General features: G+C 36.8%; 9 protein-coding genes, 1 rRNA gene and 1 pseudogene. 9 read left to right on the forward strand and 2 right to left on the reverse strand.

Going from position 1 to position 12531, the window contains the following annotated elements; all coding sequences use genetic code 11:
- Positions 1 to 13: 13 nt before the first annotated feature.
- Together M3226_RS27590 and M3226_RS27595 are read left to right on the forward strand one after the other, a co-directional pair.
- The gene (locus M3226_RS27590; RefSeq protein ID WP_251572181.1) at positions 14 to 466 is read left to right on the forward strand and encodes a PTS sugar transporter subunit IIA; all 453 of its coding nucleotides are present in this window, start codon (positions 14 to 16) and stop codon (positions 464 to 466) included.
- Between the two features lie 79 nt (positions 467 to 545).
- Positions 546 to 1547, forward strand: coding sequence for a tagatose 1,6-diphosphate aldolase (locus M3226_RS27595; RefSeq protein ID WP_251572183.1), 1002 nt, complete (start codon positions 546 to 548; stop codon positions 1545 to 1547).
- 656 nt (positions 1548 to 2203) lie between these two features.
- Here the strand turns inward: M3226_RS27595 and M3226_RS27600 are convergent.
- A complete protein-coding gene (locus tag M3226_RS27600) occupies positions 2204 to 2980 on the reverse strand; it encodes a MurR/RpiR family transcriptional regulator (RefSeq protein WP_251572185.1) in 777 nt (258 codons plus the stop codon).
- Positions 2981 to 3632: 652 nt separating this feature from the next.
- Between M3226_RS27600 and M3226_RS27605 the strand changes: the two genes are divergently transcribed.
- Genes M3226_RS27605 through pfkB form a run of 6 tightly spaced genes read left to right on the forward strand, consistent with a single transcriptional unit; the run spans position 3633 to position 9931 of the window.
- On the forward strand, positions 3633 to 4589 hold the full coding sequence (locus M3226_RS27605; protein WP_251572187.1) for a substrate-binding domain-containing protein: 957 nt from the start codon (positions 3633 to 3635) through the stop codon (positions 4587 to 4589).
- 60 nt (positions 4590 to 4649) lie between these two features.
- On the forward strand, positions 4650 to 6140 hold the full coding sequence (locus M3226_RS27610) for a sugar ABC transporter ATP-binding protein (RefSeq protein WP_251572189.1): 1491 nt from the start codon (positions 4650 to 4652) through the stop codon (positions 6138 to 6140).
- Positions 6141 to 6181: 41 nt separating this feature from the next.
- Complete coding sequence (locus M3226_RS27615; RefSeq protein ID WP_251572191.1) at positions 6182 to 7147, forward strand: ABC transporter permease; 966 nt, start codon at positions 6182 to 6184, stop codon at positions 7145 to 7147.
- A gap of 13 nt (positions 7148 to 7160) precedes the next feature.
- Complete coding sequence (locus M3226_RS27620; RefSeq protein ID WP_251572193.1) at positions 7161 to 8090, forward strand: sugar kinase; 930 nt, start codon at positions 7161 to 7163, stop codon at positions 8088 to 8090.
- Between the two features lie 46 nt (positions 8091 to 8136).
- On the forward strand, positions 8137 to 9006 hold the full coding sequence (locus tag M3226_RS27625; protein WP_251572195.1) for a tagatose bisphosphate family class II aldolase: 870 nt from the start codon (positions 8137 to 8139) through the stop codon (positions 9004 to 9006).
- Positions 8993 to 9931, forward strand: coding sequence for a 1-phosphofructokinase (pfkB, locus tag M3226_RS27630; protein ID WP_251572197.1), 939 nt, complete (start codon positions 8993 to 8995; stop codon positions 9929 to 9931). The genes M3226_RS27625 and pfkB overlap by 14 nt, the downstream gene beginning before the upstream one ends.
- A 1451-nt stretch (positions 9932 to 11382) precedes the next feature.
- Here pfkB and M3226_RS27635 read toward each other — a convergent pair.
- A pseudogene (locus M3226_RS27635) lies at positions 11383 to 11835 on the reverse strand (IS4 family transposase); the annotation flags it as partial.
- A 599-nt stretch (positions 11836 to 12434) separates the two neighbouring features.
- Here M3226_RS27635 and M3226_RS27640 point away from each other — a divergent pair.
- A 16S ribosomal RNA gene (locus tag M3226_RS27640) occupies positions 12435 to 12531 on the forward strand; the annotation flags it as partial.

A 12531-nucleotide genomic window follows, 5' to 3' on the forward strand; every position in this document is an offset into this window, starting at 1 on the left:
GAGCTTTATAAAGATGGATATTTTTAACCTCAATTGTATTCATATAAAAGAAAATTTGCACAGCCAAAAGGAAGCGTTTGAACGAATTGCGGAGCTTGCGGTGCTGCATGGACTGGCTATTTCACAAAAGCCTGTTGTGGAAGGTTTGTTTAAGCGTGAACAGGAGGGAACTACCGGATTTTTAGATGGTTTTGCAATTCCGCATACAAAATCAGCAGCCATTCAAAAGCCAGGGGTAATTATCCTAAAGTCAGCCTCAGGAATTGAGTGGGAATCAATGGATGGAACAGATGTGAAATTTATTATTTCGCTGCTCATTCCTGAAAATGAAGCGGGAACCACCCACCTAACACTGTTGTCACATATCTCAAGAATACTGATTCACAACGATGTTCGTCAAAACTTATTAGATGCTACTACACCAGAAGAGGTTATTACAGAATTCACGAAAGCTGTGGAAGCCTAACGAAACCATATAGAAATCTTGCTTGATTTTCACTTGAAAAACAAGCAAGATTACAAAACAAGAGTAGGAGAGTATAGATATGAAACTATCATCTGGTAAACAAAGAGGGTTGGAATTAATTTCAAATGAAAATCATGTTATTTTAGCTACAGCCATGGATCAAAGGGGATCCTTGGGAAAAATGATTCAATCATATACGAACCGTGTATCATATGAGGAGGGCATCAGCCAATTTAAAGTAGAAGTAAGTGAAGTTTTAGGAAACGCTTCTTCTTCACTTCTGTTAGATCCGGAATATGGGTGGGATGCCACTAAAAAACTAAATGCTGACAAAGGTCTAATTATGGCTTATGAAAAGACGGGCTATGACGCGAATGAAAAAGGAAGATTACCAAACCTGGTCGACTTCTATTCAGTTCAAGATTTGGCAGCAAAAGGTGCAAGTGCCATTAAATTATTAGTCTATTATGATATCAAAGAAAAAGAAAAATATAATAAAATCAAACAGGCATATATAAAGCGTGTTGGGGATGAGTGCAAGCAAAACGACATTTTATTTATCTTAGAACCTGTCTCTTACGATGCAACGGAAGGTTCAAAAAATGAGTTTCTAAAAAGAAAGCCAGAAATCATTGAATTTTTCATGGATGAATTCTCGAAAGAGGAGTACGGGGTTGATTTGTTAAAAGTTGAAGTACCAGTCTCGATTTTCAATATTGAAGGGTACGGCCAATATGCAAATTCCCAGCCTATTTTCAGCAGAGAAGAAGCTGCAAAGTATTACAAAAATTGTTCAGATAAGAGCCGAATTCCATTTATTTACTTAAGTGGCGGTGTAACTAATGAGCAGTTCGTAGACACTTTATACTTTGCTAAGGAGGCAAAATCCCAATTCTGCGGTATTTTGTGTGGAAGAGCTACTTGGAAAGACGGAGTTAAGGTATTTGCTGAAGCAGGAGATGAAGCCTTTTATGAATGGTTAGAATCTACTGGTAAAAATAACTTAAATAAAGTAAAAGAAGCTGTAATTGAAACAGCAACCCCATGGACCGAGTTTGCAAAGACCCCAGTTGTACGATAAATAATTAAAAAGCGCCTGCTACAGGCGCTTTTTAATTTATAATTTAATAGCGATCGGGTTTACTTTGATATCAGAAAAATGATAACTTCCGATTTCGGCACTCGCATAGTGATTCATCAAGTCGACATGGACAAGTACATCATTATCGGCAGTACAAACCCTTTGATACAGTTCAGTAAAATATCCTCTATAACCAGCATCTTAACCATTTATCTCACTGTATTTTCTTAATTTTTGATTATGAATAGTGTGGACAGATCCTAAAAAAATCCAACTCAAGTAAATTGAGTGTTTCTTGATATTTCTCTTTAAGTAAATGCGACTCACAAATTTTTATTCCTGCTTTAATAACTAATTGATCCGTGAATTTTTCACGACAATACTGAATTTCGCTGTGATATTTGGAGAAATTCATATGTCCGTATGTTAGGAGCAAGAGGGATAAGAGAAAAGGGTTCAGTAACAGATTTCTTTAATATTTTTTCAATGGCTCTTCTGCAAACATCTTCCATCACAGCAGTGGAATCAAAAGAATTATTGGTGGTGATGTTAAACTATTAAATACATAAAACTCACCTATATCATCATTTTATCTTATCAAAAGTTAAAAGAGCGCCATCTTGGACGCCCTTATTTTTTCAAGTTCTTGAAGCTTATTACATCATCCGGATGACATAGGCATCCAAAATAATTCGTGAAATCACTTGTAACGGAAGACGAGAGCGGACCTCATAATCCGGGAAAAAGGAGTGGGCTCCTTTATATCCAACAAGGGTAATTTCAGAAAGCCTTGCCAGCGATGAGTCAACACGTGTAGTCAATGTAATGGAGCTAATGTTATTAATATTACAATTTTTACATGCCTCAACAATTTCTTTTGTTTCCCCGTTGAGGGAGATAAAAATAGCCAGTTCTTTTTGTTTCAGCTTTCTGGAGATAACCCGAATGATATTAGGGTCGTTATGCATTTCGCAGTTTTTGCCTAAGAGCTGAAGCTTGATCGTGATTTCGTTGGCAATCATTTCAGAAAAACCTCTGGCAAAAACAAACACCTTCTCTGCGTCATGGATCTTTTGAATGGTGTCTTCAATGTTTCCGCTGTCCAGCATTTTAATAGTATTCAGTACTTCCAGCTCATTTTTATAAATTGCCTGCTTGATTCTTTCCTCAATTTCATCAATCGTGTCAATGTCTTTCTGCGACTTTAGGTGATCTTTGATGCCGTATTTAAAGGAAGTATAGCCATCAAACCCGATTTTCTTCATAAGTCTTACGATGGTAGCGGTAGAAACATTCGCCGCTTCGCTTAGTTTGACAATGGATTTTTCAGGGATTTCCTCAATATGCTCAAATATATATTGAAGTAAATATCGCTCAGATTCACTTAAGGACTGGTATTTTTCGGCAGGTATATCAAAAATAAAGTCGATCATAGGAATTCCCCTTTAGGAACGAAATAAATTGACTTCATTATAGCATTTTTCCATACTTACTTCCAGAAAGAATGGAAGGTGACACGCACCTTCCTGCGGATTATGCAATAGGACATAGTATAGGATCTTAGCCCAAAACCATACATAGATTTGTTAGACGTTTGCTGATAGTTTAAAGGACTATCCTTTTTTTATGCAATAAAAAGCCGACAGGCTAGGGAGTGAAAATAATCCTTTATTTATAAATAGGGTACCGTTCAAAAAGGAAGATTCCCGCTATAACCAGAAATCCTGTTGCTTGGTTCGCTTTGCTCCTAGTAAATGAAAGCGTGTTACAAACGACGAAAACCCTTACATTTTCCGAAAACATTTACATTTTTATCTATGCAATAATGAACTCATAAACAAGTAAACATACATTTGAAAGGAGTGATTCCTATTATTTATATAATGCACACTCAATCCTGCGATTGATTTATTCATGGATGTTGATTTAATTAATCAATTAATCAAACGAACAAATACAGAAGACTATCAGCCAAACGGAAAGTCAATTAATGTATCAAGATTTCATCATGCGAAAGAGTTGTAAGAGTTACCAGATAATACACTAAAACCATTTAATGATTTATTCAAAGGAGGATATCCAAAAATGAAAAAGATATTAACACTTATCGTGATTGTAGCTGTAATGGCTTTATCTGCTTGTAGCGGAAGTAATAAAGCAAGTTCGGATAAATCCCAAGACATTACAGTTGGTGTTTCGCTTTTAACTGAATCCCACCCATTCCAAATAGCAATTAAGGATGCAATTCAAAAAGAAGCGAAATCTGAAAAAGTGAATGTAGATGTTCAAATTGCAGACCAAGACTTAAACCGTCAGATTTCCGCTGTTGAAGACTTTATTAATAAGGGTGTAGACGCGATTATCCTTACCCCTGTTGATTCTGATGGAGTTAAAGGTGCAATTTTAAAAGCAAATGATGCAAATATTCCAGTCATCACAGTTGACGTTAAAGCAAATGGTGGACAAGTCGCTTCCCATATTGCAACGGATAACTACACAGGTGGTATGATCGCAGCAGAAGCAATGGCTAAATACCTTGGAGATAAAGGTGAAGTTGGTTTAACTACATATCCAGAAGTACAATCCGTTCGTGACCGTATCGATGGATTTAAAGCAAACATTAAGAACCATCCAAATGTGAAAATTGTTGCCGAATTACCTGGCCGTACAAGAGAAGAAGCAAAGAAAGCATCTGAAGATATGTTAACTGGACATACTTCTTTAAATGGTATTTTTGGATTTGGTGATGATATGGCAATTGCCGCTACAGCAGCAATAAGTGAAAGAAATGTAAAGGGCACAGTAATCGGATTTGACGGTCTTGAAGAAGCTCGTAAGTCCGTTGACAAAGACAATGCATTCCAGGCAGTTGTTGTCCAATTCCCTGACAAAATGGGTAAAATCGCTGTTCAAAATGCTGTAAAAGTGGTGAAAGGTGAAAAAGTAGAAAAACAAGTTCCAATTACTCCAGGACTTTATGTTCACGGAAAAGGATTTGTTGATGTAAAAGTTAATGACGGTAAAGTAACGATTGCTGAATAACTATAATGAGAGGAAATGCATATTTTGTAACATTTCCTCCTTTTTAAAGGACGTGATACGATGGGCAAAATTCTTGAAATGCAGGGAATTCGAAAGGAATTTCCAGGCGTCATGGCACTCGATGGAGTAAATATTGCTCTGGAAGAAGGAAAGGTACTAGGGCTATTGGGGGAAAATGGTGCTGGGAAATCAACATTAATGAAAATTCTTTCTGGCTCGTATCAGCCAAATGGCGGAGAAATTCGATTGTTTGGGAAAAGGGTAGATATAAAGAATGTTGTGCATGCGAAAGAACTTGGGATTAGTATCATCTATCAAGAGCTAAGTTTAAGTCCTAATATGACGGTTGCTGAAAACATTTATGCTCTCGATGAACCAGTAAAGTTCGGACTAATTGATGATGCAGAAATGAATCGACAGGCTGAGCTGCTGCTCAATGATTTGGATATTTCAATCCTTCCAACCCAATTGGTGAAGGACTTATCGATTTCAAACCAGCAAATGGTGGAAATCGCAAAAGCCATCGCTTTTCAGCCTAAAATTGTGATTATGGATGAACCAACATCCGCCCTTAGTAGTAAAGAAACCGAAGCTCTTTTCAAAATTATTAGAAGATTAAAAGAAGCAAACTGCGGTATTATTTATATTTCTCATAGAATGGAAGAAATTTTTGAAATCACCGATTATATAAGTGTCCTTCGAGATGGCAAGTATATCGGAACAGTTCAAACGAAAGACACGACATCCGATGATTTGATACACATGATGGTTGGCAGAAACATGGATGAAGTATACCCGGAGAAAAACTTCCCATATGTAAAAGATGAAAAACTCCTTGAATTAAAAGAATATCATTATGAGGGTAAGTTCCATAATATTTCCTTGCATGTTCGTCCTGGGGAAATCCTTGGTCTATATGGACTAATGGGATCGGGGAGAACGGAAATTGCACAAGGCATTTTTGGTCTTTTGAAAAAGGAAAAAGGGGATATGTTTATTCATGGAAAAAATGTTAACATCAAACGTCCGATTGATTCAATTGAGAATCGAATCGCTTTTGTCACTGAAGACAGGAAACATGAAGGACTGATCCTAACCGCAAGTGTCTATGAAAATACAACCATTGCAAATTTAAATAAAGTAATAGGCAAATTCGGGCTAATCCAGCATGAAAAGGAAAAATCGATTACGAGTCATTACATTAAAAGTTTAAAGACGAAAACGCCAAGTATTTATCAAACAGTAAATAAATTAAGCGGAGGAAATCAGCAGAAAATTGTATTATCCAAGTGGTTTGAAATTGACCCAGAAATTCTTATTCTTGATGAACCAACAAGGGGAATTGATGTTGGTGCAAAGTTTGAGATCTATAAGTTAATAATTGAACTCGCAGCCAAAGGGGTCGGAATTATTTTGATTTCTTCTGAATTACCTGAGATTCTGAATGTTTCAGACCGGCTTTTAGTGATCAGGGATAATGAGATTGCAGCAGAGCTCAATCCTAAAGAAACAACGCAAGAAGAAATCATGAGCCATATAACCAAAAAATAGTTTGCAGCCACATTATATAGAGTAACGGGAAGGTGAAAAGAATGAATGGGAATAAAATTTTCAGAGAGAATAGTTTAGTAAAAACCTATGGAGGGGTATTACTTGCACTTATTTCCCTTTTGGTACTATTTTCCATATTGAGTCCGCACTTTTTTAATCCAAATAACGTATTAACCATTTTTGCGCAGGTGTCAATCATTGCGATTATGGCCTTTGGTATGACCTTTGTATTGATGATTGGTGAAATTGATTTATCTGTCGGCAGTATTGCGGCTCTTTCTGGACTGGCACTTGGCTTAATGCTTAGTTATGGAATATCCGCTCCTTTTGCCATTCTTATCGCCCTTTTGGTGGGAGCACTTGCTGGTTTTGCAAACGGTATGATCAGCTCACGTTTACGAATTCCAACATTCATTGTTACGGTTGCTACAATGGGAATTTTCCGGGGCATCGGCTATGCGCCAACAGATGCAAAACCAATCAATATCGAAAATTCTGCGATTCTTGCATTAGGTAATAAAAAACTTTTTGATATAATTCCGATTCCAGTTGTTATTGTGCTTATTCTATTGGTTATTTTTCATATCGTTCTTTCAAAAACCAAGTTTGGTAGACGTGCAAAGATGGTTGGGGGTAATAAAACAGCAGCTGAATATGTAGGGATTAATACCAAATCTTTGCAAGTTAAGATTTTTGCTATCTCCGGTATTGCATCGGCAATCAGTGGAATTTTACTTACGTCAAGATTATATTCTGCCCAGCCAAACTCTGCTGTAGGGTACGAACTTGATGCCATCGCAGCAGCAGTCCTTGGCGGTACAAGTTTGACTGGAGGTTATGGTACTGTTTTTGGTACTTTCATTGGGGCGCTAATTATGGGAGTAATCAATAACGGGATGAACCTAATTGGATTACCATATTTTTATCAGCAAATTGTTAAAGGACTCATAATTATTGTTGCAGTATACTTGGATGTTCGTAATAAAGAACGAATTTTAGGGAAATAGAGGGTGAGTATTGATGGCAGATATATTAACTATTGGAGAAATTGTTGTTGAAATAATGGCAAAGCAAATTGGACAAACCTTCGAAGAAACGGCTGAATTTGTAGGCCCTTTTGCCAGCGGGGCTCCAGCAATTTTTATCGACCAGGTAGCAAAAATAGGCAGCAGTGCGGGAATTATCTCTGCAATTGGTAATGAGGGGTTTGGGAGATTGAATCTCGAAAGGCTTCGTCAGGATGGGGTCGATGTAAGTTACATAAAAGTTTCCCATGATCTGACCACTGGGGTGGCGTTTGTCACCTATAAAGAAAATGGCGATCGCGATTTTATTTTTCATCTTAAATCCTCTGCTGCAAGCTTAATAGGACCAGATGATGTGAAGAAGGAAGATTTTGAAAGATGCAAGTTTTTCCATATTATGGGTTCTTCCTTGTTTAATGAAAGCATTCGAGCAGCTGTTAAAAAGGCGATTGAACTTTGTAAAAAAACTGGCACAAAAATATCGTTTGATCCAAATATCCGGAAAGAACTGCTTCAAGACTCAGAAATGAAAGAATTTTTAGGTTACGTTCTTGACAATTGCAATATATTCCTTCCTGGAAAAGAGGAATTAGAGCTTTTGGTTGACGGGGAGGATGATGAAGCGAGAGTACAGCGCCTATTGTCAAAAGGTGTAGAGTATATTGTTGTAAAACGGGGTAGTAAAGGCTGCAAGGCTTACAGCAAGGAAACCTCTTTTTCACTGGAGCCTATAAAGGTAGTTGAGGTTGACCCAACGGGGGCTGGTGATTGTTTTGCGGGAACCCTGATTTCTTGTCTAAATAAAGGCTATGGATTTCGGCAATCCACCATGTTTGCCAATACGGCAGGAGCATTGGCCGTTACTAAAAAGGGACCAATGGAAGGCAACTCATCACTGGAGCTAGCGAAGGAATTTGTATGTTAAAAAACTTTAGCATAAATGATCGTCTTTTAAGAGGAGGAAAAAAGAAATGACTACAAAAACAGGTACGATAGTAAATACGGTTGAAATGTTCCAAGAGGCTCAGAAAGGAAAATATGCCATTCCTGCTTTTAATGTCCACAATCTTGAAACGATTCAAGTAGTGATTGAAACAGCTGCAGAGTTATCCTCACCTGTAATTTTAGCTGGAACTCCTGGTACCATTTCCTATGCCGGTGGAGATTATTTGGTTTCGATTGTAGAAACGGCTGCTAAGAAATACAATATTCCAATTTCCCTGCATCTTGATCATTTTGAGACTTTTGATGAAATTAAAAAGTATATTGACATGGGTGTAAAATCTTGTATGATTGATGCCTCCCATCATCCTTTTGAAGAAAATATCCAGGTTGTCAAAGAAGTGGTAGATTATGCCCGCAAATACGGTGTTTCAGTCGAGGCAGAGTTAGGTCGTTTAGGTGGAGTAGAGGACGATTTAGTTGTAGACGAAAAAGATGAGAAGTTTACCTCCCCTCTCCAAGCACTTGAATTCATTGAAAGAACCAATATTGATTCCCTTGCTGTCGCCATTGGAACAGCTCATGGTTTATATGTAGGTGAACCGAAAATTGACTTTGAAAGGCTAGAGGAAATTCATAATATAGTAGATATCCCATTAGTGCTTCATGGTGCTTCAGACGTTCCAAATGAATATGTTAAGAGAACGATTGAATTGGGAATTTGTAAAGTGAATATTGCGACCGATTTAAAAATTCCTTTCTCCAACGCAGTGAAAGAGTATTTCCGTCAAAATCCTGATGCAAATGACCCGCGTAAGTACATGACACCTGGCAAGATTGCAATGAAAGAAGTTGTAGTCGAAAAAATCCATATGTGTGGTAGTAATGGAAAGGCCTAATATTGCCACTGTTACCTTAAACCCTGCGATTGATACGGCTTACAGACTTGAACGGATTGTGATTGGTTCAGTGGTTCGAACGCAAAACCCATTAAAATCAGCAGGTGGCAAAGGGCTAAATGTAACAAGGGTAGCAACATTACTAGGTGAAAAGGTGATTGCAACCGGCTTTGTCGGAGGTCAAAATGGTCAATTTATTCGTCAGCAATTGGAAAATCTAGAGGTGATTGACCGATTTGTCCAGATTGAGGGCGAAACCAGACAATGCCTGGCTTTTCTTGATAACATGAATAATCAAACTGAAATTCTCGAGGAAGGGCCTGTTATTAAACACGATGAACAGGAGTACTTCAAAAAACAACTCCATATCGTTTTAGAGAATATACGTGTTTTAGTCATTAGTGGGTCTTTACCAAAAGGAATTTCAGTTGAATTCTATCAATTTATCATTAAGGAAGCAGCAAAACAAAAGATCAAGTTGATCCTTGATACAAGTGGATTAACATTAACAGAATGCTTAGCCTATCAACCATTTATGATCAAACCAAATCGTGAGGAACTAGAACAAATTTTAAATCGAACACTTTCAATGGAAGAAGATATATGGCAAGCAATGGAGGCCATCCAGCAAAAAGGTATCGAACTAATTGTGGTTTCAGATGGTTCAAATGGCTCTTATGCGCTTTACAATAATTCCCGATACAAGGTTTCTACTGCCTCCATTTCTACAGTAAATGCTGTTGGTTCAGGAGATTCTTTTGTAGCAGGTGTAGCAACAGGATTTGCAAGGTCGATGCCGATTGAAGAAGTTTTAGCACTGGCATCTGCTTGTGGTGCTGCCAATGCAATGGAAGACAAAACTGGCTTTATTAAACTAGAAAATGTAAATAAAATCTTAAAAGAAATAAAAGTTGAAAAAAAGTAGCTTTGGCTGCTCTGAGGATGTTTCAAAAAGAATTGATATATTCTAATGAAACATCTTTTTTTTATTTGTTAAAAATAAATTATAGTAAAGCAAGTAACTTAAGAAACTTGTAAAAAAGGTTAGGAGAGAAAGCATAAATTTCCCCTTGTTTAATGAAAAATAAATGGTATCGTTTTTAGAAGTGTTTCAAATACTTGTTAGGGAAAATCATAGCTGGGAATTCAGAAGAGCCAATGAAGTTAAATATGGAGCTGCTTTTCACTATAATTGAGGGGGAAACCCCTCTTTTTGCGTGTCAAAGAGTAAATAAGAGGATTTTAAAGGAAAAAACCTTGCGTATATGACGAATTTACCCCTATAACTACTCACGAAAGAGTTTCTAACTTTGCGTATTACCTCGCTAGAAGCACGACAAATAGCCAAAAGGAGCTACCTTTCAGCTAAATTCCGTCTCACTCGTCAGTTAACTCAGGAATTTCCTCCGGAGGATTTGTCGTTTTTGCTAACTAGGAAGCTGGCTAGCTTTCAATCCTATTCGCATTATCATTATTGATAAGATTCTGAAAGCTTATACAAAGTCTACAGGTCTCGACATTCCTTTCAATAAATTGGAGTTAGAAATTTAAGATTGGCACGGGTTTAGCATAATTTTAATCAAACATTTGTTTAATAGGGAATCATATGTAAAAGGGAAGAATGATGTCAGTTCAAAATAAACCGATAGAATTTTTCGAGAAATTGTCATCTTATCTGGAAATTTCTTAAGGAGTAAGCGACAATCTTTTTTGCAAGTCTAAGTCTAATAGAGAAAATCATCCAGAAGAATAATTAAGGCTTTTTAATTAAACGTTTGAATAGTTCAGCATACAGGGAATGATGTCGAAATTAACTAATTGTAGAATCGTCATCTTTTCATTTACAGTTATTTTTAATTAATGTGGACCCTTTCTTTATTCACCACAAATTTCTATTTGATATGGTACGCGTTTCATAATTTATATTCTAATCAAATCACAGAAAGTGAGGTAATTATTATGTATGAATTAATTATTCTTTGCTTAGTTCAATCCTTTGCAGCTTACTTTTGTTTAAAAGCGTCTAAACAATCACTCGAAGTAACACCAGTTGACTCATTTGAGGATTATTTTACATTCAAAATTAATAAGCGAATAATTTAAAGGGACAAAGTTTTGAACATTAGTATCGGAAATGAGAATGTAAAAACGGACAAGTTTTATTAAAGGTTGACCTGGTATACATTAAGGAACATGCTACTTCTACTGCTAACAACGATTGTATTTACAAACCTACATGAGGGTGAATCGATCACTATTAATAAAAAAGATTGGTTCATGTTAAAGGAGCAAACATCGTGATACTGTAATGGATTTTTCACCATAAGTGTTTCAAAGAAAGACTAGAGGTACTTGTAGTATTTATTGATAAATTACTCAACTTTCGCACACTGAAACAGGCAAGTATGCCTTGATATAGTTGGGTAAGCCAGCGACCCATTGTTGTAGTTGACTTTTAATTAACTTTTGAATTTTCTTGTTACTCTCTTTAAGGGTATCTTCAAGAAGCTCGATTAATTGCTGAAGCGCAATAGCCCAATCGAGGTCACTGATTTCATCACAGAGTTCATAAAACATACCGCCTAGTGTTCTTTCGTCCGTGCTACATCGGTTTTGCCATGACAGCACAATGTATCGTGAAAAAACAATCGTTGTGTGACTAATTAAGGAATCATAGGAACGACCTTGAAACTCCTTTTGGAGTTTTAATAAGGATTTCGTTGTCTTGAAAAAGACTTCAATCTCCCATCTCATGGCGTATATTCTGATGATTTCTTGGTCATTTAAAGTACAATCTGTACTCAAAATAGCTAGCCACTCGGTGAACTTTTGACACACAAGAGGGTCTAGGTGTAGTGAGTCTTTCAACTCCTTAATGCTCCCTTCGGTCCGCTTACCGTTGACAGACACCATACGTGGATTTCTCGCCTTTGTGAGAGGTTGCCCTTATTTTATTTGACATTGTACGCTTAACGTTGTAAATCTGCATTTTCCTGACGGTACCCCGTTAATGGATCAATGATGGGGGGAGCCATTAAATTCAAATCGGAAAACGATGTGAACGATGAACAAATGATTATTGTAGAATAAAAAAATCTGTTGCAAGTGAGCACCATCGGTGTTAAGCTTATAAAGCTTTTTAAAAGAGTGGATACGCAAACAGGTAGAAAAAAATACTCTTGTATTAACGTACACAACGTGATAGTATATAAGAGTTGCTTTTAAAAAAGAGCATGAAAGTCAATCGGAATTAAAAAAATGATTGATAGTATCTAAGGAATGTGATAAAGTAATATTTCTTTCACTTTTTTCGAGTGATATTGTTCTTTGAAAACTAAACAAACAAAAACGTCAACAAACAATAATTATCGTGTTCCTTCTATATTATAAGGAACATGAGCCAACGTAACAAAATGAGCTAATCAACTTTCATGGAGAGTTTGATCCTGGCTCAGGACGAACGCTGGCGGCGTGCCTAATACATGCAAGTCGAGCGAATCAATAGGAGCTTGCTCCTGTTGATTA

The sequence above is a fragment of the Neobacillus cucumis genome, from assembly GCF_023715505.1.

Excerpts from the sequence above, each read along its gene's own strand:
- M3226_RS27590 (WP_251572181.1), top strand. The coding sequence starts at position 14 with ATGGATATTTTTAACCTCAATTGTATTCATATAAAAGAAAATTTGCAC.
- M3226_RS27595 (WP_251572183.1), top strand. The coding sequence starts at position 546 with ATGAAACTATCATCTGGTAAACAAAGAGGGTTGGAATTAATTTCAAAT.
- M3226_RS27600 (WP_251572185.1), bottom strand. The coding sequence starts at position 2,980 with ATGATCGACTTTATTTTTGATATACCTGCCGAAAAATACCAGTCCTTA.
- M3226_RS27605 (WP_251572187.1), top strand. The coding sequence starts at position 3,633 with ATGAAAAAGATATTAACACTTATCGTGATTGTAGCTGTAATGGCTTTA.
- M3226_RS27610 (WP_251572189.1), top strand. The coding sequence starts at position 4,650 with ATGGGCAAAATTCTTGAAATGCAGGGAATTCGAAAGGAATTTCCAGGC.
- M3226_RS27615 (WP_251572191.1), top strand. The coding sequence starts at position 6,182 with ATGAATGGGAATAAAATTTTCAGAGAGAATAGTTTAGTAAAAACCTAT.
- M3226_RS27620 (WP_251572193.1), top strand. The coding sequence starts at position 7,161 with ATGGCAGATATATTAACTATTGGAGAAATTGTTGTTGAAATAATGGCA.
- M3226_RS27625 (WP_251572195.1), top strand. The coding sequence starts at position 8,137 with ATGACTACAAAAACAGGTACGATAGTAAATACGGTTGAAATGTTCCAA.
- pfkB (WP_251572197.1), top strand. The coding sequence starts at position 8,993 with ATGGAAAGGCCTAATATTGCCACTGTTACCTTAAACCCTGCGATTGAT.